At 65.1% G+C, this 26,193-nt stretch carries 24 protein-coding genes; 16 read left to right on the forward strand and 8 right to left on the reverse strand.

Annotated features, from left to right (window positions below; translation table 11 throughout):
- From AABQ55_RS06380 to AABQ55_RS06395, 4 genes are all read left to right on the forward strand, one after another.
- Positions 1-399 carry a hypothetical protein gene (locus tag AABQ55_RS06380; RefSeq protein WP_272804425.1) on the forward strand — a complete coding sequence of 133 codons (399 nt, stop codon included), beginning with the start codon at positions 1-3 and terminating at the stop codon, positions 397-399.
- 279 nt (positions 400-678) lie between these two features.
- Positions 679-1,236, forward strand: a complete 558-nt coding sequence (locus tag AABQ55_RS06385; protein ID WP_272804426.1) for a rod-binding protein — start codon at positions 679-681, stop codon at positions 1,234-1,236.
- A gap of 15 nt (positions 1,237-1,251) precedes the next feature.
- The gene (locus tag AABQ55_RS06390) at positions 1,252-1,620 is read left to right on the forward strand and encodes a hypothetical protein (protein ID WP_272804427.1); all 369 of its coding nucleotides are present in this window, start codon (positions 1,252-1,254) and stop codon (positions 1,618-1,620) included.
- Complete coding sequence (locus AABQ55_RS06395; protein WP_272804428.1) at positions 1,617-2,147, forward strand: hypothetical protein; 531 nt, start codon at positions 1,617-1,619, stop codon at positions 2,145-2,147. Before AABQ55_RS06390 ends, AABQ55_RS06395 begins: the two co-directional genes overlap by 4 nt.
- Before the next feature lie 133 nt (positions 2,148-2,280).
- Here AABQ55_RS06395 and AABQ55_RS06400 read toward each other — a convergent pair whose 3' ends face one another.
- The gene (locus AABQ55_RS06400; RefSeq protein WP_272804429.1) at positions 2,281-3,084 is read right to left on the reverse strand and encodes a WecB/TagA/CpsF family glycosyltransferase; all 804 of its coding nucleotides are present in this window, start codon (positions 3,082-3,084) and stop codon (positions 2,281-2,283) included.
- Positions 3,085-3,609: 525 nt separating this feature from the next.
- Between AABQ55_RS06400 and folD the strand changes: the two genes are divergently transcribed.
- Entirely contained in the window at positions 3,610-4,509 is a 900-nt protein-coding gene (gene folD / locus AABQ55_RS06405) for a bifunctional methylenetetrahydrofolate dehydrogenase/methenyltetrahydrofolate cyclohydrolase FolD (protein ID WP_272804430.1), read from the forward strand.
- A gap of 199 nt (positions 4,510-4,708) precedes the next feature.
- Here folD and AABQ55_RS06410 read toward each other — a convergent pair whose 3' ends face one another.
- Positions 4,709-5,737 (reverse strand): substrate-binding domain-containing protein, encoded by a 1,029-nt coding sequence (locus tag AABQ55_RS06410; protein ID WP_244767563.1) that lies wholly within the window; start codon positions 5,735-5,737, stop codon positions 4,709-4,711.
- A 328-nt stretch (positions 5,738-6,065) separates the two neighbouring features.
- On the opposite strand from AABQ55_RS06410, the gene AABQ55_RS06415 reads away from it, so the two are divergent.
- From AABQ55_RS06415 to AABQ55_RS06440, 6 genes are all read left to right on the forward strand, one after another.
- On the forward strand, positions 6,066-7,406 hold the full coding sequence (locus AABQ55_RS06415; protein WP_432348232.1) for an ABC transporter substrate-binding protein: 1,341 nt from the start codon (positions 6,066-6,068) through the stop codon (positions 7,404-7,406).
- 187 nt (positions 7,407-7,593) lie between these two features.
- Entirely contained in the window at positions 7,594-8,604 is a 1,011-nt protein-coding gene (locus AABQ55_RS06420; RefSeq protein WP_272804432.1) for a carbohydrate ABC transporter permease, read from the forward strand.
- A 1-nt stretch (position 8,605) separates the two neighbouring features.
- Positions 8,606-9,751: a carbohydrate ABC transporter permease gene (locus AABQ55_RS06425; protein WP_272804433.1), complete on the forward strand. Its 1,146-nt coding sequence runs from the start codon at positions 8,606-8,608 to the stop codon at positions 9,749-9,751.
- A gap of 26 nt (positions 9,752-9,777) precedes the next feature.
- Complete coding sequence (gene bglA, locus AABQ55_RS06430) at positions 9,778-11,430, forward strand: beta-galactosidase BglA (protein ID WP_272804434.1); 1,653 nt, start codon at positions 9,778-9,780, stop codon at positions 11,428-11,430.
- Between the two features lie 21 nt (positions 11,431-11,451).
- Entirely contained in the window at positions 11,452-12,543 is a 1,092-nt protein-coding gene (locus AABQ55_RS06435; protein WP_272804435.1) for an ABC transporter ATP-binding protein, read from the forward strand.
- Positions 12,544-12,649: 106 nt separating this feature from the next.
- Complete coding sequence (locus tag AABQ55_RS06440) at positions 12,650-13,063, forward strand: hypothetical protein (RefSeq protein ID WP_244767570.1); 414 nt, start codon at positions 12,650-12,652, stop codon at positions 13,061-13,063.
- A 178-nt stretch (positions 13,064-13,241) separates the two neighbouring features.
- Here AABQ55_RS06440 and edd read toward each other — a convergent pair whose 3' ends face one another.
- From edd to AABQ55_RS06465, 5 genes are all read right to left on the reverse strand, one after another.
- Positions 13,242-15,062: a phosphogluconate dehydratase gene (gene edd, locus AABQ55_RS06445; protein WP_272804436.1), complete on the reverse strand. Its 1,821-nt coding sequence runs from the start codon at positions 15,060-15,062 to the stop codon at positions 13,242-13,244.
- A gap of 124 nt (positions 15,063-15,186) precedes the next feature.
- Positions 15,187-15,885, reverse strand: a complete 699-nt coding sequence (gene pgl / locus AABQ55_RS06450) for a 6-phosphogluconolactonase (RefSeq protein WP_244767572.1) — start codon at positions 15,883-15,885, stop codon at positions 15,187-15,189.
- Positions 15,886-15,894: 9 nt separating this feature from the next.
- Positions 15,895-17,367: a glucose-6-phosphate dehydrogenase gene (gene zwf / locus AABQ55_RS06455; protein WP_272804437.1), complete on the reverse strand. Its 1,473-nt coding sequence runs from the start codon at positions 17,365-17,367 to the stop codon at positions 15,895-15,897.
- A gap of 96 nt (positions 17,368-17,463) precedes the next feature.
- On the reverse strand, positions 17,464-18,747 hold the full coding sequence (locus AABQ55_RS06460; RefSeq protein ID WP_272804438.1) for an NAD(P)/FAD-dependent oxidoreductase: 1,284 nt from the start codon (positions 18,745-18,747) through the stop codon (positions 17,464-17,466).
- A 97-nt stretch (positions 18,748-18,844) separates the two neighbouring features.
- A complete protein-coding gene (locus AABQ55_RS06465) occupies positions 18,845-20,284 on the reverse strand; it encodes a glutamine synthetase family protein (RefSeq protein ID WP_244767575.1) in 1,440 nt (479 codons plus the stop codon).
- Between the two features lie 169 nt (positions 20,285-20,453).
- Between AABQ55_RS06465 and AABQ55_RS06470 the strand changes: the two genes are divergently transcribed.
- The 5 genes from AABQ55_RS06470 to AABQ55_RS06490 all read left to right on the forward strand — a co-directional run bounded on the left by AABQ55_RS06470 (position 20,454) and on the right by AABQ55_RS06490 (position 25,801).
- A complete protein-coding gene (locus AABQ55_RS06470; protein ID WP_272804439.1) occupies positions 20,454-21,635 on the forward strand; it encodes an NAD(P)/FAD-dependent oxidoreductase in 1,182 nt (393 codons plus the stop codon).
- Positions 21,636-21,795: 160 nt separating this feature from the next.
- Positions 21,796-21,933 (forward strand): hypothetical protein, encoded by a 138-nt coding sequence (locus tag AABQ55_RS06475; RefSeq protein WP_244767577.1) that lies wholly within the window; start codon positions 21,796-21,798, stop codon positions 21,931-21,933.
- Positions 21,934-22,170: 237 nt separating this feature from the next.
- A complete protein-coding gene (locus AABQ55_RS06480; RefSeq protein WP_244767578.1) occupies positions 22,171-24,693 on the forward strand; it encodes a methyl-accepting chemotaxis protein in 2,523 nt (840 codons plus the stop codon).
- A 91-nt stretch (positions 24,694-24,784) separates the two neighbouring features.
- Positions 24,785-25,390 carry an RNA polymerase sigma factor gene (locus AABQ55_RS06485; RefSeq protein ID WP_272804440.1) on the forward strand — a complete coding sequence of 202 codons (606 nt, stop codon included), beginning with the start codon at positions 24,785-24,787 and terminating at the stop codon, positions 25,388-25,390.
- A gap of 24 nt (positions 25,391-25,414) precedes the next feature.
- Positions 25,415-25,801 carry a VOC family protein gene (locus tag AABQ55_RS06490; RefSeq protein ID WP_272804441.1) on the forward strand — a complete coding sequence of 129 codons (387 nt, stop codon included), beginning with the start codon at positions 25,415-25,417 and terminating at the stop codon, positions 25,799-25,801.
- Between the two features lie 73 nt (positions 25,802-25,874).
- Here AABQ55_RS06490 and AABQ55_RS06495 read toward each other — a convergent pair whose 3' ends face one another.
- Positions 25,875-26,114, reverse strand: a complete 240-nt coding sequence (locus tag AABQ55_RS06495; RefSeq protein WP_023516665.1) for an SMc00767 family acetate metabolism repressor — start codon at positions 26,112-26,114, stop codon at positions 25,875-25,877.
- Between the last annotated feature and the right edge of the window lie 79 nt (positions 26,115-26,193).

Raw genomic sequence — 26,193 nt, forward strand, 5'->3', positions numbered from 1 at the left:
ATGGCGCAAAACCGTTCCGACAAGCTGAAGCGCCTCGTCAGCGTGCAGCGCCATCTGGAGAAGATGGCGGAGCTCGACCTTGCCAACACCACGCGCCAGCGGGAGGAGATCGCCGAGACGATGGAGGTCGTCGCCGGCGCGATCAACTCGCTCGATCCGATCCACCGCAGTTTTTCGCGGCACTATTCCGGCCAGTACAGCAAGTTGCAGCAGCAGGACCAGATGCTGGCCAACGTGCAGCAGATGCACGAGATGCGCGTGGTGCGCGAGCGCACCAAGGGCGACCGCATGGAGGAGCACCGCAAGGAAGCCCGCAGTGCCGAGGAGCGCGAGGCGGCCGACAATTCGATCTACGACCTCATCGACCAGCACATTGCCTACAAGGGCACTGAAGAATAGGCGCTGATGGAATAAGCCGCTGTAACGAAAGGCGATTTACCGCGGCCTTATCAAGCTTGCGTCAAAGTGGAGTGCCTATGCGCCCGCCTCGCGCCCTCGTCATCCGCCACCAGCCTCCCGTAAGGTTGAGCAGCGATAGTCGCGTCAGGACGATGACGAGGTTTGTCGAAGCAGCCGCAAGCGCGGCGCGGATGGATCCGATGTCCTGAAAGGTCAGAGGCCGGCGAACCGCCATGAGGACGGGTTCGGCCACGAGGATCACCTGAAAGGCTCAAGGACGTGGCAATTTCTCCCCCCAGCGACCTGGTGCTCGATGTCGTGCGCGCCGCCGACCCGGCCCAGGTTCAGGAAGCGCAGGCCAGGCTGAAATCGAACAGGGCCGCCTTCGAGGCGACGAGCCTTGCCGAGGCCGGCGCCGGTTTCCAGGCCACCGTCGGCAGCATTCTCAACCGCGATTCGGCCGGAGCCCATGCGGCGCAGGGCGTTTCCGCCGCCGGCGGCAAGGCCGTGCCGGAACATCTGCGCAAGTTCGAATCGATGGTGCTGCAGAACTTCGTGAAGTCGATGATGCCGACCGAGAGCGAAGAGATCTACGGCAAGGGCACGGCCGGCGAGATGTGGCGCGGCATGATGGCCGACCAGCTCGGCGAAGCGCTCGCCAAGGGCGGCGGCATCGGCCTTGCCGAGAGCCTCGCCAAGAGCAGCGGCATCGGCGCGGCCTCGCCGGAGAAGGACAAGAACACCGACCGTGTCGCAACCGGCATGGTGCACGCCCTGCAGCGGCAAGCCTTTGCCGACCTGACGCCGGGCATCAAGGAACACGAGACGAAGATCTAAGCGGAGAACAACAAAATGGAACAGGCGACCAACGAATTGCGGATCCGCACCGTCCTCGGCCGGCTCGAAACGATCATCGACAACGAGAACGACAATATCGGCCATGACCCCGATTTCGATCTGCCGACCTCGAACGCCCACAAGAGCCGCTGCCTCTATGAACTGGCGATGCTGACGCGCGACGTGCGCCCGGACGAGATGCCGCAGACCTTCTCCAGCCAGCTCGGCCGCGTGCGCGAGAAGCTCGCCACCAACGCCCAGCGCGTCTCCGCCCATCTGGAGGCCGTGCGTGAAGTCGTCACCATCCTGAAGAATGCCGTCCAGGACCTCGAGGCCGATGGCACCTATTCGCAGGAGCAGTTCCGCCTGGGTTACGGCACATGATCAAGCTCATCGGCACCGGCGTCTGGATCCTCGCCATCACGCTTGCCTCGGTCTATGTCTCGCTGACGATGGCCTCGGCGCCCGAGGTCGATACCGCCGCCGCCGAGCGCGAGGCGGCGCTGGAATTCGTCAGCGGATACACGACGACGGTGCCCGTCATCGGGGAGGGCGGCGTCAACGGCTACCTGCTCACCAGGCTCGCCTACAAGGCGAACAAGGATCTGGCGGCCAAACAGATCGTTCCCCTGCCGCAGATGATCACCGACGAGCTCTATACGCTGCTGGTCGGCAAGAAGATGATCGACGTGGCGACGGTCGGCAGTTTCGATGTCGATGCCTTCCGCGACATCGTCAAGGAAGGGCTGAACCGCCGCTTCGGGGCAGAGGTCATCGCCGAGGTCTATGTCGAGCAGATCGACTACATCACCACCGCATCGGTGCAGGACCCCGCGCCCAAGCGCGGCCAGACCCTCGTCAAGGGCGAGGTTCCGGCCGTCAAGCCGGCGGAGAAGAGCGGCGGTCACTAGCGCATTTCCGGAACCGGAAATGCGCTGGAGTCTCGCTTTTACCGCATTGTCCGACGCCGAAGCGGTCTTGCTTCGGCTGGAAATGCTCTGGGCTTGCCCCGTGAAAATGCCCGGTGGCAACGGGCTGGCCGACTCAGAGCGAGCCGGCTTTTGCCGTGTTGCCGCTGCCCCGCGGCATCATCGGGCCGGATAGCTTGTAGCGCAGCACATGGTAGGCGAAGGCGATCTGGGCCTTGCGCTGGGGTAGCCGTGACGGCTCCGCCATCAGCCGGTAGAGCCAGCCGAGCCGGAGCCGGCGAACGGCTTCGGGCATCGGCGGCGTGTTGCCGGCGAGTGTGTCGAACAGCGGGCCGAGGCTGAGCACCAGCCGGGCATGGCCGGGCCCGACATGCCTGTCGATCCACTTTTCCTGGGCCGGGCTGCCCATCGAAACGAGCAGGATGTCGGCATCCGCCGCGCGCACCCGCTCCATGATCGCGTCCGACTGGTCCTGATCGAAATGGCCGTCGGAAATCGGCAGGAACGCGTGCCAGGGCGTATGCCGGCGAAGCGTGTCGGCGGCCCGCATCAGCGTCGCCGTCCGGGCGCCGATCAGCGCGACGCGCATCGGCTTTGCGATATAGGTCAGGAGGGCCGGAACGAAGGCGATGCTCGTGAGGTTCGCGGGAAACCTGCGGCCGTGGAACACCATCGAGGCGAGATCGACGCCGTCGCCATCGGGCAGAACGACCTGGCGTTCCAGCACGGCGCGGTATTCGGGATCGCGCATCATCAGGTTGGCATTGCCGGCATTGATGAAGGCGATGACGCTCTGGCCGAACGGCATGGTTGCCACCTCTTCGGCGAAGGCAAAGGCGTCCGCCCAGCCGAGATCGCAGACCGGCAGGCCCAGTATGTCCCGCTGCGAAGCGGTGATGTTGCCGGACACGAGGTTCATGGCAGGGGTCCTTTCGAAGCGCCCGAAAGCGGGCAATGGCCGGCCCTAAAGGCCCTCATGGCCTTTCGGGTGGCGTGTTCGACAGGATCCGGGGGAAAGGGCGTCATGCTGCTCCCGCAAGGCTGCTATTGCTGCCTGCCGGTTTAGCAAGTTCCTCTGAAAGGCCGTTTAAGGATTTCCCGAAAAGGCGGCGGACCCTGTTTACAGCTCGCTAACCATGGCGCCGTCCTTTCGGGAAAAATTTTGAAAAACAATAGCTTGCTGTCAATTTTCCGAGCCTCCCGGGCCAGGACAATCCCGCAGCCTGCGTCAAAAAAGGACTTCTTGCCGGGTGATGAGCGACGCCGTCTTGCCGCCATCGTGTCTTTCACCGCTGACAGGAAAGGCATATTCCCGGGCTGGACCTGCGCTTTCCCGCAGGATGCGCTTGAAATTATGCGTTTTGGACAGCATAGGGCGTTAAGAGGCCATCCCGCCGCGCGAGCGTCCCACTAGAGTGGGCGCACTTCATTCAGGGAGAGAAATGTGACCACCATTATCGATGGGAAGCAGGTTGCCGCTTCCGTGATTGACACCGTGAAGTCCGCCACTGCCGCCCTGGAGAAGGATGCCGGCGTAAGGCCCGGCCTGGCTGTCATCATCGTCGGCGACGATCCGGCGAGCCACGCCTATGTCTCTTCCAAGAGCCGCATGGCCAAGGAATGTGGCTTCACCTCGATCCAGCACACGCTGCCGGAGGAAACCACGCAGGAGGAGCTGGCCCGCCTCGTTGAGACGCTGAATGCCGACGAGACCATCCATGGCATCCTCGTCCAGCTTCCGCTCCCCAAGCACCTGAAGTCCGAACCGATCATCCAGTCGATCAAGCCGGAAAAGGACGTCGACGGCCTGCACGTCGTCAATGCCGGCAAGGTGGCGACGGGCGACCTCGACGGCGGCCTCGTCTCCTGCACGCCGGCCGGCGCCATGGTCTTCGTGCGCCGCACGCATGGCGACGACCTTTCCGGCCTCAACGCGGTGGTGATCGGCCGCTCGAACCTTTTCGGCAAGCCGATGTCCGCCCTGCTGCTGGCCGCGAACGCGACGGTGACGACCGCCCATTCGCGTACCAAGGACCTCGCCGGCGTGTGCCGCAATGCCGATATCCTCGTCGCTGCCGTCGGCCGCCCGGAAATGGTGAAGGCCGACTGGGTGAAGCCGGGCGCGACCGTCATCGACGTCGGCATCAACCGCATCGCCGCGCCGGAAAAGGGCGAGGGCAAGTCCCGCCTCGTCGGCGACGTCGCCTTCGACGAGGCGGCCAAGGTAGCCGGCGTCATCACCCCGGTTCCCGGCGGCGTCGGCCCGATGACCATCGCCATGCTGATGGCCAACACGGTGATCGCCGCCTATCGCAAGGCCGGGCGCGTGCCGCCGAAATTCTGAGGGGAAGCGTCGTCAGTTTAGGGGGCGGCCCCTCATCCGGCCTGCCGGCCACCTTCTCCCCGCAGGCGGGGAGAAGGGATATGCCGTGCCGTCTTCCTCAAACAACAGCCATTCGTGGGGCACGTCCCCTCTCCCCGCCTGCGGGGAGAGGGTTAGGGTGAGGGGCAACCCCCCGGCGCGATGCCGTTCCCGAGCAAGCCTATTTCCCCGCCGGCGCCGGTCCGGTCGAGGCGCGCACGATGAGGTCCGTCTTCCAGAGCTCCTGCTGCGGCAGGGTCTCGAGCGTCAGGATGTCGGCGATGAGGCGGCGGGCGATGCGCTGGCCGGCGGCGCGCAGCGACGAGCGGGTCGTCGTCAGCGGCACCATGAAATTCTCCGGCTTCAGCATGGGCAGCACGTCGTCATGGGCGATGAGCGAGATGTCCGTGCCGAGTTTCAGCCCTGCCTGGTTGATCGCCCGGACGGCGCCGAGCGCCAGGACCGTGCTGGAGCACAGGACCGCGGTCGGCGGCGTTTCGAGCTGGAGGAAGCGCTCCATGGCGCGAAACCCGTGTTCGTCCGTCATCTGCGAATGCTGCACGCACTCCTCGCGCAGTGTGAGGCCGTGTTCGGCCAGCGCCCGCACCGTGCCCTTCTTGCGGCGGATCGAGAAGGCGAGGTAGTCCGGCCCGTTGATCAGCGCGAAATGCCGGTGGCCGAGCTGCGCGAGCAGCCGCGCGGCATCGTAGAAGGCGCCGGTATTGTCGATGTCGAGATAGGGATAGTCCGTCGGCACGCCGATCGACCGGCCGTGCACGACGAAGGGCGTCTTCAGCGTCTTCAGCATGGCGATGCGCGGATCCTTCTCGCGCATATAGGCGAGGAACAGCGCATCCACATTGCCGCTCGCCACCAGCCGCCGGCAGGTCGCGACCTCCTCTTCCGGATGGCTCGGATTGATGACGAAATGAAAGTCGTGCTTGACCGCCTCGTCGCCGAGGCCCGCGAGGAATTCGCCGAAATGCACGTCGGATTCGATGCCGTCGGCCGTCGGCATGACAAGGCCGATCGAGCCCGCCCGGCCCGTCGCCAGCCGCTGCGCCGCCCGGTTCGGCCGGTATCCGGTCTCCCGGACGGCATCGAGCACGCGCTGGCGCGTCTCGGCATTGACCTCCGGATAGCCGTTCAGCGCTCTGCTCACGGTTGTCTGGGAGAGGCCCAGCAACTGCGATAATTGCTTGAGATTCACATGCTTGGCTTTCTTGAAACATTCGAAGCGCTTTGGATGTCCCTTCTCTTCGTTCCCCGGATCCGTCCCAAAGCGTTTTGGCATCTAACATCAGCAAATCATTTAGGAAAAGCGGATTTGGCCTTTTTGCGCCGCAAAACTACGCTGCACTGCGTTAAACACAGCGATTTTGTCTGCAAGCCCAGGAGGGTACTTGACGAGGCTCGGGGGGAAATGGGATGAAAGGAAATCCAAAGCGCTTTGAATTTTGGGGTATTTTAGAGGATGCCTGCCCCGGGAGAGGGCGGGTTTGCTATGGGAGGCAAATCTCGTGAAAAAGACATTGCTGATGACGGCCGCGCTCGCTCTTTTGATGGCGGGCGGCGCTGCTGCGGCCGACTTGAAATTCAAGCCGGGCGAGGATTCCAAGTTCAACTGGCAGAGCTTCGAGGATTTCAAGAAGGGCCACGACCTCAAGGGCCAGACGCTGACCATCTTCGGTCCCTGGCGCGGTGAGGACGAGGCGCTGTTCAAGGTCGTCTATGCCTATTTCACAGAGGCGACGGGCGTCGAAATCAAATATTCCTCCTCCGAGAACTACGAGCAGCAGATCGTCATCGACACCCAGGCCGGCAGCCCGCCTGACGTCGCCATCCTGCCGCAGCCTGGCCTGATCGCCGACCTTGCCTCCAAGGGCTACCTGACCCCGCTCGGCGACGAGACCAAGCAGTGGCTGCTCGACAACTATGCCGCCGGCCAGTCCTGGGTCGACCTTTCGACCTACAAGGACAAGGACGGCAATGCCGCGCTTTTCGCCTTCCCCTACAAGATCGACGTGAAGTCCCTCGTCTGGTACGTGCCGGAGAACTTCGAGGATGCCGACTACGAAGTGCCGAAGACCATGGAGGACCTGAAGGCGCTGACCGAGCAGATCGTCGCCGACGGCGGCACGCCCTGGTGCATCGGCCTCGGCTCGGGCGGCGCCACCGGCTGGCCGGCGACCGACTGGGTGGAAGACCTGATGCTGCGCACGGCTTCGCCCGAAACCTACGACAAGTGGGTGACGAACGAGATTCCCTTTACCGATGCCTCGGTGGTCGGTGCGCTCGATGAATTCGGCTGGTTCGCCAAGAACGACAAGTTCGTCGACGGCGGCGCGGCGGCGGTCGCCTCCACCGACTTCCGCGACAGCCCCAAGGGCCTCTTCGCCTCGCCGCCGAAGTGCTACCTGCATCACCAGGCCTCGTTCATCCCGTCCTTCTTCCCGGAAGGCACGGTGGTCGGCGAGGACGCGGACTTCTTCTACATGCCGCCCTATGCCAGCAAGCCGGAGCTCGGCAATCCCGTGCTCGGCGCCGGCACGCTCGCCATGATCACCCGGGACACGCCGGCCGCGCGCGCCTTCATCGAGTTCCTGAAGACGCCGATCGCCCATGAGGTTTGGATGGCGCAGACCAGCTTCCTGACGCCCTATAAGAGCGCCAACAAGGAAGCCTATGCCAATGCGCCGATGAAGAAGCAGGGCGAGATTCTGCTCGATTCGACGACCTTCCGCTTCGACGGCTCTGACCTGATGCCGGGCAAGATCGGCGCGGGCGCGTTCTGGACCGGCATGGTCGATTTCGTCGGCGGCAAGTCCGCGGCCGATGTCGCCGGCGGCGTCCAGAAGGCCTGGGACGCGATCAAGTAACATCCTGGCGAACCGGCCGGCAGCCGCCGGCCGGTTTTCCCGAGCATGCGAAAGTGCAGCCGGACCATGCGGCGACCAAGCCGCGTGAGCGGTCGACGCCGCGTCAGAGGACGTCAGGCAAGCGACTGAAGCCGCAGTGCTGCGCGAGAAAAGCCGTAGGGGATGTTTCCCAGGGGGAGGGACTGCCATGCAGCAATTGTTATTCGCCATCTTCACGATGGTCGGGGGCGTTCTCGCCTGCGTCGTCTATTTCTTCGGAACGAATTTCCTGCTCGACAAGATTTTCCCCTCCAAGGGGCTGACGGGCGCGCAGGCCTCGAAGAACCTGCGCATCACCAATGCCATCCGGCCCTGGCTGTTCATGGCGCCCGCGCTCTTCGCGCTGACGGTCTATCTCGTCTATCCCGTCTTCGAATCCGTCCGGCTCGCCTTCCATGACCGCTCCGGCCAGCAGTTCATCGGCTTCAGCAACTTCGCGTGGATGATCAATGACGGCGAGTTCCGCCAGTCGATCTTCAACAATTTCCTCTGGCTGCTGGTGGTGCCGGCGCTTTCCACCTTCTTCGGCCTGATCGTCGCCGCACTCACCGACCGCATCTGGTGGGGCAATATCGCAAAGACGCTGATCTTCATGCCGATGGCCATCTCGTTCGTCGGCGCCTCCGTCATCTGGAAGTTCGTCTACGACTACCGCGCCGAAGGGTCCGAGCAGATCGGCATCCTCAATGCCGTCGTCGTCGCCTTCGGCGGCACGCCCGAGGCCTGGATGACCATTCCCTTCTGGAACAACTTTTTCCTGATGGTCATCCTGATCTGGATCCAGACGGGTTTTGCCATGGTCATCCTCTCGGCCGCGCTGCGCGGCATTCCGGAGGAGACGATCGAGGCGGCCGTCATCGACGGCGCCAACGGCCTCCAGATCTTCTTCAAGATCATGGTGCCGCAGATCTGGGGCACGATCGCCGTCGTCTGGACGACGATCACCATCCTGGTGCTGAAGGTCTTCGACATCGTGCTCGCGATGACGAACGGGCAATGGCAGACGCAGGTCCTGGCGAACCTGATGTTCGACTGGATGTTCCGCGGCGGCGGCGATTTCGGGCGCGGCGCGTCCATCGCGGTCGTCATCATGATCCTCGTCATCCCGATCATGATCTGGAACATCCGCAACGCCACCAAGGAAATGGAGGGCCACTGAGATGATCGCCACGTCCCGTTCGCCGCTTCTCGTCGTCGTCCACCTTTCCGTCCTCCTGCTCGTCGCGCTCTGGACGCTGCCGACGGCCGGCCTCCTCATCTCCTCGCTGCGCGACAAGGACCAGCTCGCCGTCTCCGGCTGGTGGACCGCGCTTTCCACCTCCTCGCAGAACCTCACCGGCCGCGCCGCCGCGCCGGAGGCGCAGGTCGAGCGCGACGGCAAGTTCGTCATTTCCGGAAAGTTGATCGAAGGGGGTGATGCGAAGGTTTCCGCCTTCGGCTTCCGCCCCTTGCAGCCGGCCGCCTTCGAGGCGGGCGCCGTCGCCGACCTCGGCGAGGGCCAGACGCTGACCGTCAGGGAGGACGGCAGCTACGAGATCGTCTCGCCGACGAAGATGGAAGGCACCCGCGGCCAGCGCATCTTCTACACCGCCTCCGTGCCGCCGCGCTTCACGCTCGACAATTACCGAGAAGTGCTGAATGCCGAGGGCATCGGCGCCTCCTTCATCAATTCGCTGACGGTAGCGATCCCCGCCACCATCATCCCGATCCTCGTCGCCGCCTTCTGCGCCTATGCGCTGGCCTGGATGCCCTTTCCGGGCCGGGCGATCCTGATCGCCGTCATCGTCGGCCTGCTCGTCGTGCCCTTGCAGATGTCGCTGATTCCGCTGCTCCGGCTCTACAACGGCGTCGGCGCCTTCTTCGGCGTGCCGGCGAAAACCTATGTCGGAATCTGGCTCGCCCATATGGGCTTCGGCCTGCCGCTCGCGGTCTATCTCCTGCGCAACTACATGGCCGGCCTGCCGCGCGAGATCATGGAATCGGCCCGTGTCGACGGTGCGTCCGATTTCGATATCTTCGTCAAGATCATCCTGCCGCTCTCCTTCCCGGCGCTCGCCTCCTTCGCCATCTTCCAGTTCCTGTGGACCTGGAACGACCTGCTCGTCGCCATGGTCTTCCTCGGTGCGGGCAACGAGGAACTGGTGCTGACCGGGCGTCTCGTGAACCTCCTGGGTTCGCGCGGCGGCAACTGGGAAATCCTCACGGCCTCCGCCTTCATCACCATCGTCGTTCCCCTGATTGTCTTCTTCAGCCTGCAGCGCTATCTCGTGCGCGGTCTGCTGGCGGGCTCGGTCAAGGGTGGGTGACGGCTTTCGAAAACAGGACAAACAGCATGACGATGTCGGATTCCACCCTCCTCGTACCGGACAAGGACTGGTGGCGCGGGGCGGTGATCTACCAGATCTATCCGCGCTCCTACCAGGATACCAACGGCGACGGGATCGGCGACTTGCGGGGCATCACCGAGCGTCTTGCCCATGTCGCCTCCCTCGGCGTGGATGCGATCTGGATCTCGCCCTTCTTCACCTCGCCGATGAAGGATTTCGGCTATGACGTTTCGGACTACCAGGACGTCGACCCGATCTTCGGCGTGCTCGCCGATTTCGATGCGCTGATCGCCGAGGCCCATCGCCTCAACATCCGCGTGATGATCGATCTCGTGCTGTCGCATACGTCCGACAAGCACCCCTGGTTCGTCGAAAGCCGCTCCCGGCGCACCAATCCGCGGGCCGACTGGTATGTCTGGGCCGATTCCAAGCCGGATGGCACGCCGCCCAACAACTGGCTGTCGATCTTCGGCGGCTCGGCCTGGCAGTGGGATCCGACCCGCCTGCAATATTACATGCACAACTTCCTGACCTCGCAGCCGGACCTCAACCTGCACAATCCGGAAGTGCAGGACGCGCTGCTCTCGGTCGCCCGCTTCTGGCTGGAGCGCGGCGTCGATGGTTTCCGCCTCGACACGATCAACTTCTACTTCCATGACAAGGAGCTGCGCGACAACCCGTCGCTTGCCCCCGAGCGCCGCAACGCCCAGACAGCGCCGGCCGTGAACCCCTACAACTACCAGGAACATCTCTACGACAAGAACCAGCCGGAGAACCTGGAATTCCTGAAGCGCTTCCGCGCGCTGATGGAGGAGTTCCCGGCGATTGCCGCCGTCGGCGAGGTGGGCGACAGCCAGCGCGGCCTCGAAATCGCCGGCGAATACACGTCCGGCGGCGACAAGATGCACATGTGCTACGCCTTCGAGTTCCTGGCGCCCGATCCGCTGACGCCGGCCTTCGTCGCGGAGACCCAGCTTGCGCTGGAGAAGGCGGCACCCGAGGGCTGGGTCTGCTGGGCCTTCTCCAACCATGACGTCATGCGCCATATCAGCCGCTGGGGCGGTGCCGTCACCGACCATGAGGCCCATGCCAAGCTGCTGGCGAGCCTCCTCATGTCGCTGCGCGGCTCGGTCTGCATCTACCAGGGCGAGGAACTGGCGCTGCCGGAGGCCGAGCTTGCCTATGAGGACCTGCAGGACCCCTACGGCATCCAGTTCTGGCCGGATTTCAAGGGTCGCGACGGTTGCCGCACGCCGATGGTCTGGGACAGCGGCCTGCCGTCGGGCGGCTTCAGTGACGGACGGCCCTGGCTTCCGGTCTCGCCCGCCCATCTGGAGCGCGCCGTCGACGTGCAGGAGGGCGACGCGGCCTCGGTGCTTGCGCATTACCGGCGCTTCCTTGCCTTCCGCAAGCAGCACGTGGCATTGGTGAAGGGCGAGATCGCGTTTCAGTCGGCCGAGGGCGCGATCCTGTCCTTCGTGCGCACGCACGGCAACGAAAAGGTCTTCTGCGCCTTCAACATGAGCCCGATCGCGCGTCTTGCGGACCTGCCGGCCGGCACGCTGGAGGCGCTGGAGGGCCACGGGTTTGAAAGCATGATGCACGCGGAAAACATCGAACTTCCGGCATGGAGCGGGTTCTTCGCCCGTTTCGTCTGAAGAATTAGAGGGGAGAGAGACATGACAGGGCTGGTACTCAAGGATATCCGCAAGTCCTACGGCGCGGTGGACGTGATCCACGGCATCGATCTCGATATCAAGCAGGGCGAGTTCATCGTCTTCGTCGGCCCGTCCGGCTGCGGCAAGTCGACCCTGCTGCGCATGATCGCCGGGCTCGAGGAGATCACCGGCGGCGACATGACGATCGACGGCGAGCGCGTCAACGACGTGCCGCCTTCCAAGCGCGGCATCGCCATGGTGTTCCAGTCCTATGCGCTCTATCCCCACATGACCGTCTTCGACAACATGGCCTTCGGCATGCGCATTGCCGGCGAAAGCAAGGAGGAGATCGACCGGCGCGTGCGCTCGGCCGCCGATATCCTCCAGCTCACCAAATATCTCGACCGCCTGCCCAAGGCGCTCTCCGGCGGCCAGCGCCAGCGAGTCGCCATCGGCCGCGCCATCTGCCGCAACCCGAAGGTCTTCCTGTTCGACGAGCCGCTGTCCAACCTCGACGCGGCGCTGCGCGTCGCCACCCGCATCGAGATCGCCAAGCTCAACGAGCAGATGGCCGACACGACGATGATCTACGTGACGCACGACCAGGTGGAGGCGATGACGCTCGCCGACCGCATCGTCGTGCTCTCGGCCGGCCATATCGAGCAGGTCGGCCCGCCGCTGGAGCTCTATGAGCGCCCGGCGAACCTCTTCGTCGCCCGTTTCATCGGCTCACCGGCCATGAACATCATCCCCGCGAAGATCACCTCGGCGGGCGCCTCGACGGCGCTGGAACTGACGGGCGGACGCAGTTCCAGTGTCGATATCCCGACGACAGCCTCCGAGGTCGGCAAGACGGCGAGCTTCGGTGTGCGGCCGGAGGACCTCCAGATCACGACGGGCGATGATTTCCTCTTCGAGGGCACGGTGTCGATCGTCGAGGCGCTGGGCGAGGTGACGTTGCTTTATATCGACGGCCTCGTGCAGGGCGAGCCGATCATCGCCAAAATCCCCGGCATCCTCGACGTCAAGCGCGGCGACCGGGTGCGGTTCACCGCGGACAAGGCGAAGCTGCATCTCTTCGATGCCGCCGGCAAGAGCTATCGCGCGTCCTGAGCGAAAGGGGTGGCGGCAGGATTTCGCCCTGCCGCTCAACCCGATGTTAAGCGTTGTTCCCCTAGGCTTCTGCCGAAAGCAGACAGTGCCGGGGGGCAACAGGCCGATGGGTATTCAGGGATCCGTACCGCGTAACAACTACCTGAACAAGGAAGAGTCCTTCATGTACGATCGGGAGAAGAGCTTCCCGATGGAGGACACGTGCAACGAGGCCCGCATCGAGTTCACCGAGAATGGCGGCCTCGTCAACCTCGTCTCCCGGCGATGCCTGATCACCAAGCTCTCGCGCAGCGGCGCCATCATCACGATGACGACGAAGTTCCAGCTGCCGCGTAACTTCTACCTCGACATCGTCAGCGCCCGCCTGCCGATGATCGGCTGCCTGACGCAGCGCGTCTATACCAACGACGTCGTCGAAGCCCGCTTCCTGCGCCTGCTGTCCGACAAGGACCTGCAGCGCATCTTCGTCTATTCGACGCACCGCAACCACCAGGGCCGGACGCTGGATATCTATAGCTGAGGCGTGAAGAGGCGCGCGCATCGGCCCCCTTGTCGACGACCGCCCAGCGCCCACTTTCGTCATCCTCGGGCTTGACCCGAGGATCCAACGGTACGCGGAGCATGGATGGTCGGGTCAAGCCCGACCATGACGGAGGAGGGGTTTGCGAGCTTCAGGATATGAAGGACGCAGGGCGCCCTCAAGCAAACAAGACGCTCGCTCCATGATCGGCCGGCCCCGCGATGGCCCGGAAGGGCGCGAAGAGCTCTCGGCCCATGCCGAATTCGTTGCCGGAGAGATCGGCCGTCGCCTGCGGGCGCGCGGCGAACTCGGCGGCGTTCACCAGAACCTCGATCGTACCGTGGGTGGCGTCGAGGCGGATGATGTCGCCGTTGCGGATGCGGCCGATCGGGCCGTTGTCGACCGCCTCGGGCGTGACATGGATGGCGGCCGGCACCTTGCCCGACGCGCCGGACATGCGCCCGTCCGTGAGAAGCGCCACGCGCTGGCCGCGGTCCTGCAGGATGCCGAGCACGGTGGTCAGCTTGTGCAGCTCCGGCATGCCGTTCGCCTTCGGGCCCTGGAAGCGCACGACGGCGACGAAATCGCCCGTCAGCTCGCCGGCCTTGAAGGCGGCGTTGAGCTCGAGCTGGTCGTGGAACACTTTTGCCGGCGCCTCGATGACATGGCGCTCGGGCTTCACCGCCGAGATCTTGATGACGGCGCTGCCGATATTGCCGGTCAGCATTTTCAGGCCGCCGGTCGGCTGGAAGGGCGTCTCGATGCTGGCGAGCACCTTCGGGTCGTGGCTGACTTTCGGGGCCTTGTCCCGCACCACCGCGCCATCCGCGCCGAGCTTCGGATCGATCGTATAGGCCTGCAGACCCTGGCCGTAGACGGTGCGCACGTCGTCATGCAGCATGCCGGTCTTCAGCAGTTCCTGGATGAGGAAGCCCATGCCGCCGGCGGCGTGGAAATGGTTCACGTCGGCAAGGCCGTTCGGATAGACGCGGGCGAGCAGCGGCACGACGTCGGAGAGGTCCGAAATATCCTTCCATGTCAGGACGATGCCGGCGGCGCGCGCCATGGCGATGAGATGCAGCGTGTGGTTGGTCGAGCCGCCCGTGGCGTGCAGGCCGACGACACCGTTGACGATCGAGCGTTCGTCGATCATCTCGCCGGCCGGGGTGAACTCGTTGCCCTGCGCGGTGATGGCGAGCGCGCGCTTCGCCGCCTCCTTGGTGAGAGCGTCGCGCAGCGGCGTGCCGGGATTGATGAAGGAGGCGCCGGGCATGTGGAAGCCCATGATCTCCATCAGCATCTGGTTGGAATTGGCGGTGCCGTAGAAGGTACAGGTGCCGGGGCCATGATAGGACTTGGATTCGGCCTCCAGCAGCTCCGCCCGGCCGGCCTTGCCTTCCGCATAGAGCTGGCGCACGCGGGCCTTCTCGTCGTTCGGCAGGCCCGAGGTCATGGGGCCTGCGGGAATGAAGACGGCGGGCAGGTGCCCGAAGGTCAGCGCCGCGATGGTGAGGCCCGGCACGATCTTGTCGCAGACGCCGAGATAGACGACCGAATCGAACATGTTGTGCGACAGGCCGATGCCCGCCGCCATGGCGATCAGGTCGCGCGAGAAGAGCGACAGCTCCATGCCCGGCTGGCCCTGGGTGACGCCGTCGCACATGGCGGGCACGCCGCCGGCGACCTGCGCCACGCCGCCCGCCTCCCGTGCGGCCTCGCGGATCAGCGCCGGGTAGGTCTCGAACGGCTGATGGGCGGAGAGCATGTCGTTGTAGGAGGTGATGATGCCGAGGTTCGCGACACGGTCGCCGGCGAGCGCGTCCTTCTCGGCGGGGGAACAGACGGCAAAGCCGTGCGCGAGGTTGCCGCAGGAGAGCACCGAACGATGCACGCCGTTGGAGATGGCGGCGCGCACGCGCTCGAGATAGGGCAGGCGATGCGGCTTCGAGCGCTCGACGATGCGGGCTGTAATGGCTTCGATGCGTTTGTCGGCGGACATGGGAGCTATCCTTACCTCTCTCGATGGCATTTTCGCAGGAAACGGCGCGCGGGAAAGCTGCGCTGTCCGCTTCAGTCGTCGGCGTCGTGCGCCGGGTGAATCCGGTGTTACCCGGCAGGGTGCTTCAGGGCGCCCAGTAGATATCGACCGGCGTCGCCGCGCGGCGCAGAATGGCGCGGATCGGCATGTCGGTTTCCGGCCCGTCCGCTTCGGCTGCGGCCAGCACGTCCTTCTTGCCCTGGCCTTCGATATGCAGCACCAGGAGGCGCGCATCCTGGAGGCTGGCGAAGGTGAAGGTGAGGCGGGGCTCGCCGGCGCCTTCCGCCTCCATGGTGATCACGCCGCGCGGCGTTTCCGCCGAAATCGCCTCGGCCAGCCGGCTGCCGCCGGGGAAGAACGAGGCCGTATGGCCGTCCGTTCCCATGCCGAGGATCACGACGTCGAAGGGATGGCCGAGCGCTTCGGCGTCCGCCGAAACGATCTTCGCCGCCTCTTCCGCGCTGCCGGCGTCGCGATAGAGCGGCAGGATGTTCGCGGCCTTCGCCCTGTCCTGCAGCAGGTTGTCGGCGACGAGCAGGTGGTTCGAGCGCGGATTGTCCGCCGGAACGAACCGCTCGTCGACGAGGGTGATCGTCACCTTGCCCCAGTCGATGTCGCGGCGCGACAGCGCCTTGAAGAAGGCTTTCGGCGTCGAGCCGCCGGAGACCGCGATGCTGGCGCGGCCCCGGCTGGCAACGGCGTCGGCCAGCGCGCCGGAAACCCGCTCCGCCAGCCCTTCGGCCAAGGCTGCGCCGTCCTTGAATTCATGCAGTCTCGCGCTCATCGGGCTTCCTTACGTTTCATGCCAGGTGCGGCCGTCGCGCTCGATGAGGGCGATGGCCTGGCTGGGACCCCAGGTGCCGGCGGTGTAGCCCTGCGCCTGCTGGCCGGTCGCTTCCCACGCCTTCAGGATCGGGTCGATCCAGCGCCATGCGGCTTCCACTTCGTCGCGGCGCATGAAGAGCGTCTGGTTGTTCCGGATGACGTCGAGCAGCAGGCGCTCGTAGGCATCCGCATTGCGGGCGTCGAAGGCCTCGGCAAAGCTCATGTCGAGCGAGACGTTGCGCAGGCGCATGCCGCCCGGACCGGGGTCCTTGATCATCAGCGACTGCTTGACGCCTTCGTCCGGCTGCAGGCGGATGATCAGCTGGTTCGCCTCGATGCGGCCGGCCGAGGGGTCGAAGATCGAATGCGGGATCGGCTTGAAGGTGATGACGATCTCCGACATGCGCGCGGCAAGGCGCTTGCCCGTGCGGATGTAGAAGGGCACGCCCGCCCAGCGCCAGTTGCCGATCTCGGCCTTGATGCCGACGAAGGTCTCCGTGTTGGAGACGCCGCCTTCCAGCTCCTCGAGATAGCCCTTGACCGGGCCGCCGGCCGAGGCGCCCGCGCGGTACTGGCCGCGCACGGTGAGGCGCTCGACATTGTACTGGTCGATCGGCTTCAGGGCGCGCAGCACCTTCAGCTTCTCGTCGCGCACTGCCTCCGCGTCCATGGAGGAGGGCACCTCCATGGCGACAAGGCAGAGCAGCTGCAGAATGTGGTTCTGCACCATGTCGCGCAGCGCGCCGGCCTTGTCGTAATAGCCCGCGCGGCTTTCGAGGCCGACCGATTCGGCCACCGTGATCTGCACATGGTCGATATGGGCGGAGTTCCACAGCGGCTCGTAGAGCGCGTTGGCGAAGCGCAGCGCCATCAGGTTCTGCACCGTCTCCTTGCCGAGATAGTGGTCGATGCGGAAAATCTGCTCTTCGCGGAACACCTTGCCGATCGTGTTGTTCAATTCGTTGGCGGAGGCAAGGTCGCGGCCGATGGGCTTTTCGACGACGATGCGGGTCTGCTTGGTGATGAGCTTGTGGTCGCGGATCTTTTCCGAGATGTCGCCGAAGATGGCGGGCGCGACGGCGAGGTAGAAGGCGCGCACGCGCTCCTTGCCCTCGTCGAGAAGCTCCTTCAGCTTGTCCCAGCCCTGGTCGGACTTGGCGTCGACGGCGACGTAGAACAGCCGGTCGCAGAAGGTTTTGACCTGCTCGTCGTCGAATTCGCCGGGCTTCAGGTGCTCCTTCAGCGCATCGACGGCGAACTTGCGGTATTCGGCGTCCGTATAGGCGGTGCGCGACGCGCCGATGATGCGCGTCGGGTCGGAAAGCTGGCCGGCGAGCTGCCGGTGATAGAGGGCCGGAAGGAGCTTGCGTTCCGCAAGGTCGCCGGTTCCGCCGAAGACGACATAGTCGAAGGGTTCAACGGGAATGATCTGGCTGCTCATCGGATGTCTCGATCTCGTTCTGTTGCCGGGTGTTATAATCTAATCGATTTAAAAACACCAGAGTGCAACGCAACAAAATCGGTGCTTCCGACTCGATCAGAGCTTGTCGCGTAGCGCGTACCACGTCATGGCGAGGAACAGAAGCGGCGAGCGGAACCGGGCTCCGCCGGGAAAGGCCGGGATTTTCAGGGCCTTCAGCTGGTCGAGTTCCGCGCTGCCGCCGGTTGCCTCCTCCGCATAGAGCTTGCCGCAATAGTTCGACAGCATGACGCCGTGGCCGGAATAGCCGCCGATCGAGGTGATGCCGGGCATGACCTCGCGCACATAGGGCTTGCGCGGCATGGTGATGCCGACGGAGCCGCCCCAGGCATGGGTGAGCTCGATGCCCCTCAGCTCCGGATAGACCTCCTCGATCTGCCGGCGGATGGGCGGCGTCATGTCATCGAGATTTTCCGAATAGGCCTCCCGGCCGCCGAAAAGCAGGCGGCCGTCGCGGGTCTTGCGGAAATAGCGCACGACGAAGCGCGTGTCGGCGATCGCCTCACCGCCGGGAATGATCGACGGGAACTTGTCGAGCGGCACGGTCGCACCGATGAAGGAGCGGATCGGCATGACATGCGCGGCCGTCTTCGGCTCCAGGTTGCCGATATGGGCGTTGCAGCAGATCAGCGCCTTGTCGGCGCGGATCGTGCCCTTCGCGGTGGTGATGACAGCCTTGCCGCCCGTCCGTTCGATCTTCAGGGCAGGGGTCTTCTCATACAGGCCGGCGCCGGCGGCCCTGGCTGCGCGGGCGACGCCGACGAGGAGTTTCAGCGGGTGGATATGGCCGGTGCCGGTATCGCGCATGCCGAAGAAGAAGCGCTTCGAGCCGACGCGCTCCTCGGTCTCCGCCCGGTCCATGTAGCTCAGGTGCTTGTAGCCGAAGCGGGTCGCGGCGATCTCGATATGGTCGCGGAATTCCTTCTCGCAGCTTGCCTTGTGGCTGACATTGAGCTGGCCCGGAACATAATCGATGTCGAGGGCCTGGCTTTCGGCGAAATCGTGGATGTAGCGCTTGGCGTTCTCCGCAAGGTCGAACAGCGCCTTGGCGCGCTCGAAGCCGAGCTCGGCTTCCAGGCTTTCCGCCTCGGCGCGCTGGCCGGTGCCGAGCTGGCCGCCGTTGCGGCCCGACGCGCCGTCGCCGAAGCGGTGCGCCTCGATAAGCACGACGTTGACGCCCTTCTTCGCAAGGTTGTAGGCAGCCTGCAGGCCGGTGAAACCGCCGCCGACAATGGCGACGTCGGCCTCGACGGAGCCGTCGAGGGGGGCATATTCGGGGCGCTCTCCGACGGTCGCTTCATACCAGGAGATGCCGGGGGAAATCGGGCTTTGCCAGGGCATTCAACACACTCGTGAATCAAGAGGGTGCGGCGGCGCGCCGGGGCGCCGGCCGCTCTCGGGAGCTGATCTCTTCAGGCGGCCCGGACCGCCGGGCCGCTCAGACGTTGAGCAGCAGGAACTCGCGTTCCCAGGGGCTGATCACCTGCATGAAGGTCTCGAACTCGCCGCGCTTGACGCCGGCATAGAGGCCGATGAACTCGGCGCTCAGCACCTCGGCCAATGCGGGGTCGGATTCGAGCAGCGACACGGCTTCGAGCAGCCCGCGCGGCAGGTCGATCGACCCCTCGTTGGCAGTGTCTTCCGTCGGCTCGCTCGGCTCCACCTCGTTCATGATGCCGAGCAGGCCGCAGCCGAGCGAGGCGGCCAGCGCGAGATAGGGATTGGCGTCCGAGCCGGGCAGGCGGTTTTCGATGCGCCGGGCGTTGGCGTCCGACACCGGCACCCGGAAGGCCGTCGTGCGGTTGTCATAGCCCCAGGCATTGTTGACCGGTGCCGACATTTCGGGTGTGAGGCGCCGGTAGGAGTTCACATAGGGCGCCATCATGACCAGCGTCTTCGGCACATAGGCCTGCATGCCGCCGATGAAGTGGAAGAACTCCTTCGAGGCCGAACCGTCCGGATTGGAGAAGACGTTCTTCCCCGTCTCGATCTCCACCACCGACTGGTGGATGTGCATCGCCGATCCCGCCTGGCCCTGCATCGGCTTTGCCATGAAGGTGGCATAGATGCCGTGCTTCAGCGCCGCCTCGCGGATCGTGCGCTTGAACAGGAAAACCTGGTCCGCCAGCTCGATCGGATCGCCGTGGCGCAGGTTGATCTCCAGCTGCGCCGGCCCCTCCTCGTGGATCAGGGTGTCGATCTCCAGCCCCTGCTTTTCGGAGAAGTGGTAGATGTCGTCGATCAGCTCGTCGAACTCGTTGATGCCCGCGATGGAATAGCCCTGGCCGCCCTGGATGGAACGGCCGGACCGCCCTTTCGGCGGGTGCAGCGGATAGTCCGGATCGTCGTTGACGGCGACGAGGTAGAACTCGATCTCGGGCGCCACGACCGGTTTCCAGCCGCGGTCGCGATACATCTGCACCACGTTCTTCAGGACGTTGCGCGGCGTATAGGGCACGTTCTCGCCGGTCGAGCCGACGATGTCGCAGATGACCTGCGCGGTCGGGTCGGTCTCCCACGGCACGACGGACAGCGTCGAAAGGTCGGGCAGCAGCTTCAGGTCGCTGTCGCGCGGCTCATAGCGGAAATTGCCGGTCTCCTCCGGATAATCGCCGGAAATCGTGTGGCGATAGAGGGCGGAGGGCAATGCGAGCGACGTGTTGGAGGTAAACTTCGACGACGGCATCATTTTCCCGCGCGGAACCCCCGCGAGGTCCGGCGTGATGCATTCGATGTCTTCGATGCCGCGGGCGCGAAGCCAGTCTGCGGCGTCCTTCCAGGTCTTTACCCCGCGCGGCACGCTGATGGCGGGAGGGATTTTGGTAGAGCGTGCGGCTTTTTCGATTGTGGGGGTAACGACTTTCTTTTTGGACGGCATGAGACACCGGGTTTGGTTGACGATGAAGCCATCATAGACGGAGTTTATTCCTTGGCTAGCTCCCCCCGGGGGGTAGAAAACGCGAATTTTTCAAGAAGATCTGTTTTTCCCGTCCCGATTGACTTTCGGCCGCGTTGGCGGAAAGGAGGGGCAAACGAGGATTGCATACGTGGCAGAACGGCGGGACGTCGTCATCATCGGGGCAGGTGCGGCAGGCATGATGTGCGCCATCGAGGCGGGCCGGCGCGGACGCCGCGTCCTCGTCGTCGACCATGCGCGCGCACCCGGCGAGAAGATCCGCATCTCCGGCGGCGGGCGCTGCAACTTCACCAATATCCATGCCGGGCCGAAGAATTTCCTCTCGGCCAATCCGCATTTCTGCAAGTCGGCGCTCGCCCGCTACACGCCGCGCGATTTCCTCGATCTCGTCGAGCGTCACCGCATCCCCTGGCATGAGAAGACGCTGGGCCAGCTTTTCTGCGACAACTCGGCGAAGGACATCATCGCCATGCTGCTCGCCGAGATGAAGGCGGCGGACGCGGAGCTCAGGCTGTCCACGCCGATCGGTGCCGTCGAGCACGACGGCCGGGCCTTCCGCGTGGTGACGGACGCCGGCACGGTCGAGGCTTTCTCGCTGGTCATCGCCACGGGCGGCAAGTCGATCCCGAAGATGGGGGCGACCGGCTTTGCCTATCGCATCGCCGAGCAATTCGGCCTTGCCGTCACCGAAACGCGCGCCGGCCTCGTGCCCCTGACGCTCGATCCCGCGACGCTCGCCGCCCATGAGGGCCTGCCGGGCGTGGCGGTCGATGTCATCGCCCGCCATGGAAAGACGGAGTTCCGGGAGGCGGCGCTCTTCACCCACAGGGGTCTCAGCGGCCCGGCCATCCTGCAGATCTCCTCCTACTGGCGGGAGGGGGAGGAGATCGCGCTCACCCTCTGTCCCGACGTGGACTTTGCCGCCGTCGTCGCGGCGGCGCGACGGGAAAACGGCCGGCAGGCGATGCAGACGGTCCTTGCCGAGCACATGCCGAAGAAGCTCGCCCAGCTTCTCGTCGCCGAGCTCGGCATCGACGGGCCGCTCGCCGAACAGCCGGGCCGCCGCATCGACGCGCTTCTCCAGCGCCTTAGGGATTGGCGCCTGCGCCCGCCGGGCTCCGAGGGCTACCGGACCGCGGAGGTCACGCTCGGCGGCGTCGACACCGCCGCGCTCGATTCCCGCAGCATGGCGGCCAAGGCGGTGCGGGGGCTTTATTTCATCGGCGAGGCGGTGGACATCACGGGCTGGCTCGGCGGCTACAATTTCCAATGGGCCTGGGCGTCAGGCCATGCCGCGGGCGGGTACGCCTGAGATCGCGCGGCGGTCTTTACCGTCTTTTAAGACCTCGGGGCGGATGCTCTCGCAATGTCGGCGTTTCCGGCCTCCCGCCGAGGGGGGTGGAGGCAACATGATGTGGGCCGGCTGGCCGGATCATCCGGGTGTCTGTTTCCGCGTAACGGAGTATCGCCGCATGCCTTCAAGACGCCGCCCCGCCCGTGCCATCGCCATCGCCGCCGCTCTGGAAAGCCGCCGCCGCCTCTTTGTCATCGGCATCCATTGCTCGCTTGCCGCAGGTCTCGTCGTCGCCCTCGCTGCCGCCGCGCTCTGACGACCGACTGTCATAAATCGGTTTAGATAGTGATGGAATTTTAAAGATTGCCGCCGATCATCCGCCGCATAGGGTTCCGGATGCCGCGTCCCCATGACGGATGTCGACACGGCTGGCAATGACTGCTCCCCCGGATGCGCGGCATTGCTGCCGCATGAAGTCGGTAATCCGGCGTCCGAATCCTGGGGAGGTCCCGAAAGGGCAGGGGTGGAGCACGCCGACAACGGATGTTCCGCCATGTTCATTGACAAGATCCTCGCCCGTTTCAAGATCCAGACCAAGGTCCTCGTCTTCATCCTGCCCTTCGTGCTCAGCATCTGCGCCGTGGGCTTCACCGGGCTCTACGCGTCCGGCCTGCTGCAGGGCCGCATGGAGATTTCCAACAGCGTCCTCCAGTCGCTGAGCGGCTTCAAGGATGTCTATGCCGGCATGAACCGGTTCCTGCAGAACACCAGCGAGGAGAACCGCGATGCCGTGCACGAGCGCCTGAAGGCGCAGGATGCCGTGCTCCAGGCGACGATCGACGGCCTTGCGCCGGATGCGGACAAATCCAAGCTGGTGGATGCGCAGGCGCAGACCAAGGACATCGAGGCCCGCATGGACGGGCTCTGGTCGCTCTATGTCAGCGAGACCGGCCTGCACGAGACGATGGGGAAGAACCTCAACTATCTCTCCAGCGAGCAGGTGAAGATCCTCGACGAGGCGACGAAGCTCCAGCGCACGGTGCGGCAGAACGAGAACGCCGCGAAGAGCATGCTGCGCGAGGCCGAGCGCCTGACCAATGCCAGCAAGTTCTTCGGCGACCTCCTCTCCGAGTTCAGCCGCGGGGCAACGCCGGAGGATCAGCTGAAGCTCGTCAAGGAGCGCTATCCGTTCATTTCCAAGACCGAGCGCTCGATCGCTATGATCCTGCCGAAGAACCAGAAGGTCGTCTCGGTCACCATCCGCAACACGATCGACGAACTCGGCGGCTTCCTCTCCTCCTCGGAGCCGGCGAGCGTCACGGTGCCGGAAATCGCCCGCCGGGTGAACCGTTTCCGCCAGGTCACCATCCAGCTGCAGGGCGCAGCGGCGGAAAAGATGCGCGAGGCGACCCGCATCTTCAGCGAACTCGACGAGCCGATCATCAAGTCCGAGGCGGTGCTTTCCGCCACGCGCAAGCTGGTGTCCTCGATCGACGACATCGAGATCGCCGCCGCCCGGTTCCTCGGCCAGACGTCGGAGCAGAATCGCGTCAAGCTGCTCGGCAACCTGTCCATCCTGCGCATCGACATGAAGGCGCTCGGCGGCAGCGCCAGCGGTCTCGCCTTCTTCGACGCGGTCGACGACGCGCTGCGGCCGGTGCTCGATCGGATCGATGCGGACAGCGCCGCGCTGGTGAAGATCAGCACCGAACGGGCGGCCGATTTCGAGGCCGCCGGCCAGTCCATCGACACGATCTGGAATCTTCTCAGCCAGTTCGCCGAAGAACAGAAGACCAGCGCCGGCACCGAGCGTGAAAAGGCCAACCAGGTCTCGATCCTCGCGACCGTCGCGGGCGCTGCGATCGCCATCCTTGCCGGCATCGCGCTGGTGCTGACGCTGAAGGGGCCGATCAGCCAGATCACCGGCGCCATGCGGCGCCTGGCGGATGGTTTCCTCGACACCGGCATTACCGGAGAAGGCCGCGCCGACGAGATCGGCGACATGGCCCGCGCGCTCGGCGTCTTCAAGGAGAACGCCCTGTCGAAGATCCGCGTGGAGGCCGAAAGCGAAGAGCAGCGCAACGCGGCGGAAGCCGAACGCGCCCGCAACGATGCCGAAAAGCAGGCCTTCGACCGCGAGATCGACTTTGCCGTCAACGCGCTGGCCGCCGGTCTCGAACGCCTGGCGCAGGGCGACCTGTCGCGCCAGATCGACACGCCGTTCTCCGGCCGCCTGGAACAGCTTCGCCAGGACTTCAACGTCTCGCTGACGCGCCTCCAGGATACGCTCGGCCAGATCCGCAACAATGCGCTGTCCATCCAGCGCAGCGGGGCGGAGATGCTGCAGTCGGGCGATGCGCTGGCCAAGCGCACCGAATCCCAGGCCTCCTCGCTGGAGGAGACGGCCGCCGCCGTCGAACAGATCACGGCGACCGTGCGCTCCTCCGCTGAGCGGGCGCACGAGGCGAACATCGTCGTCGGCACGACCAAGCGCAGCGCCGACAGCTCCGCCGCCGTCGTCAGCAATGCGATCGCCGCCATGGGCCGCATCGAGGGCGCCTCGCGCCAGATCGAGCAGATCATCGAGGTGATCGACGACATCGCCTTCCAGACCAACCTGCTCGCCCTCAATGCCGGCATCGAGGCCGCCCGTGCGGGCGAGGCCGGCAAGGGCTTTGCCGTCGTCGCGCAGGAAGTGCGCGAGCTTGCCCAGCGCTCGGCCAGCGCCGCCCGCGAGATCAAGGGCCTCATCGAGAAATCGACGAGCGAGGTCAGCGCCGGCGCCCACCTCGTGCAGGAAACGGGCGCGGTGCTCGCCGCGATCAGCCAGCAGATCGTCACCGTCAGCCAGCATGTGGACATGATGGCGACGGCGAGCCGCGACCAGGCGGCAGCGCTCCAGGAGGTCAACGGCTCCGTCAACCAGATGGACCAGATGACCCAGCAGAACGCCTCGATGGTGGATCTCACGACGGCGGCGAGCCGCAAGCTGGCCAACGAGGCCGATACGCTGATGATGCTCGTCGAGCAGTTCCGCCTGGAGGCGGACGAGCAGGGGACGTATCGCGCCGCCTGAGGCCGGCGCGTCGCGGGCGCGCTTGCCGGTCGCGCCCGGCTGGATCGCGGCGGAGTTGCCGAACCGCGTTCCCTGTGATCCGATGGCCGGCATGACCCAGAGCACGATACTGGCCACGCTGCGGCAATGTGCGAGGCGACACAGCCGCGTCGATCACGAGGCGGACGACCTGATGCAGGACGTCCTGTTGTCGGCGCTCGCGGGCGGACGCCGGATCACCGATCCGGGATTCGTGGCCTGGGCGAAAGGCGCGATTCGCAATCACGCCCGCTTCACCGCACGGACGGCGGTGCGGCGGCGGGTGCGCGAGGCCGCCTGGGAGATGCCGAGGGATATGCCTGATGCGTCGCCCCGTTTCTCCGCGGCCTTCACCTCGTCGCTGCCGCCCGCCCAGCGCGTCGTGGCGCTCCTCGTGAACCTTGGCCTCGGCCGCGCGGAGATCACGCACCTGCTCGGGGTGAGCGACATGGCGTTCCGTCAGCGTCTTGCCGGGTTGCGCAAGGCCTTTTCCGCATTCGGCGGCGAGGCTGCCTCCTTCGACGGGTTCGTTCCGTCTTCGGCCGATGGCCCCGCACGGCGTTCCCTGAGACAGACCCTCAAGCCGCATGCCGCGCGCGCCTTCGCCATTCGCGATCCCGATGGCATTCCGCTTTTCTTTTCGCGGCGCGATCACGTTTCGCCCGGCGGCGGCAACTGACCGGCGCAACAACAGGAGGCTTGCATGACGATGAACTTCAACGGCGTCACCATCATCTTCAACGTCGCCGACATCGAGCGCACGCGAAAATTCTACGGCGAATTTCTCGGCATCGAATTCGAACGCCACGAGGACGAGGATGCCGGCGCCTTCCTGATGACGAAGATCGGCACGGAGGTCGATCTCATGGTCTTCAAGGGCGATCCGAAACCCGGCAACACGCCCAATGTGGTCTTCGGCCTTGCCGATGGCGGCATCGACACGGTGATCGCGCGGCTGGCGGCGGCCGGCGTCGAGATCGTCACGCCGGTCTCGCATGCGCCGGACGGCTGGTTCGCCGACTTTCGCGACCCGGACGGCCAGATCGTGTCGTTCTACCAGTCGGCGGAGGTGCCGCGCGCCCTGACCTAGGCCGCCGCCGCCGAACGAAAATCCCCGGCGCGCAGGGAGCGCCGGGGAGCCTTGCTTCGACTGGATCTGCCTGTCAGCCGCGACCCTGCGTGACGATCACGGGGATCAGGAGGTCGCCCCAGTTGCCCTCTCCGCCGTGGTGGCGGGCGGAGCGGACGAGCTCTACCGAGACCCCGGCCTCGACCGCCTTCATGACGGACTGGTTGAGACGGTGCAGGTCGTTGGCGACCATGCGGATCATGGCCTGCTGGTCGGGGGTCATGGCGGAAGCCTGTTCTTCCGCGCGTTCCTTGACTCGGGTCTGGACTGTCATGGCATTTCTCCTCTTATTTGAGCATTTTGCAGGCAGGCGGTAGGCCTGCCGTCGCAGGAAATGCGGCTCTGTTGGGGGT

The sequence above is a fragment of the Shinella sp. WSD5-1 genome, from assembly GCF_963942435.1.
Classification (GTDB): Bacteria; Pseudomonadota; Alphaproteobacteria; order Rhizobiales; family Rhizobiaceae; genus Shinella; species Shinella yambaruensis.

Coding starts and splice junctions, on each gene's coding strand:
- AABQ55_RS06380 (WP_272804425.1), top strand. CDS start 1: ATGGCGCAAAACCGTTCCGACAAGCTGAAGCGCCTCGTCAGCGTGCAG.
- AABQ55_RS06465 (WP_244767575.1), bottom strand. CDS start 20,284: ATGCCGTCCAAAAAGAAAGTCGTTACCCCCACAATCGAAAAAGCCGCA.
- AABQ55_RS06395 (WP_272804428.1), top strand. CDS start 1,617: ATGATCAAGCTCATCGGCACCGGCGTCTGGATCCTCGCCATCACGCTT.
- AABQ55_RS06415 (WP_432348232.1), top strand. CDS start 6,066: ATGACGGCCGCGCTCGCTCTTTTGATGGCGGGCGGCGCTGCTGCGGCC.
- AABQ55_RS06495 (WP_023516665.1), bottom strand. CDS start 26,114: ATGACAGTCCAGACCCGAGTCAAGGAACGCGCGGAAGAACAGGCTTCC.
- AABQ55_RS06400 (WP_272804429.1), bottom strand. CDS start 3,084: ATGAACCTCGTGTCCGGCAACATCACCGCTTCGCAGCGGGACATACTG.
- AABQ55_RS06485 (WP_272804440.1), top strand. CDS start 24,785: ATGACCCAGAGCACGATACTGGCCACGCTGCGGCAATGTGCGAGGCGA.
- AABQ55_RS06425 (WP_272804433.1), top strand. CDS start 8,606: ATGATCGCCACGTCCCGTTCGCCGCTTCTCGTCGTCGTCCACCTTTCC.
- zwf (WP_272804437.1), bottom strand. CDS start 17,367: ATGAGCAGCCAGATCATTCCCGTTGAACCCTTCGACTATGTCGTCTTC.
- AABQ55_RS06440 (WP_244767570.1), top strand. CDS start 12,650: ATGGGTATTCAGGGATCCGTACCGCGTAACAACTACCTGAACAAGGAA.
- AABQ55_RS06390 (WP_272804427.1), top strand. CDS start 1,252: ATGGAACAGGCGACCAACGAATTGCGGATCCGCACCGTCCTCGGCCGG.
- AABQ55_RS06490 (WP_272804441.1), top strand. CDS start 25,415: ATGACGATGAACTTCAACGGCGTCACCATCATCTTCAACGTCGCCGAC.
- AABQ55_RS06420 (WP_272804432.1), top strand. CDS start 7,594: ATGCAGCAATTGTTATTCGCCATCTTCACGATGGTCGGGGGCGTTCTC.
- AABQ55_RS06480 (WP_244767578.1), top strand. CDS start 22,171: ATGTTCATTGACAAGATCCTCGCCCGTTTCAAGATCCAGACCAAGGTC.
- edd (WP_272804436.1), bottom strand. CDS start 15,062: ATGTCCGCCGACAAACGCATCGAAGCCATTACAGCCCGCATCGTCGAG.
- AABQ55_RS06475 (WP_244767577.1), top strand. CDS start 21,796: ATGCCTTCAAGACGCCGCCCCGCCCGTGCCATCGCCATCGCCGCCGCT.
- AABQ55_RS06460 (WP_272804438.1), bottom strand. CDS start 18,747: ATGCCCTGGCAAAGCCCGATTTCCCCCGGCATCTCCTGGTATGAAGCG.
- pgl (WP_244767572.1), bottom strand. CDS start 15,885: ATGAGCGCGAGACTGCATGAATTCAAGGACGGCGCAGCCTTGGCCGAA.
- bglA (WP_272804434.1), top strand. CDS start 9,778: ATGACGATGTCGGATTCCACCCTCCTCGTACCGGACAAGGACTGGTGG.
- AABQ55_RS06435 (WP_272804435.1), top strand. CDS start 11,452: ATGACAGGGCTGGTACTCAAGGATATCCGCAAGTCCTACGGCGCGGTG.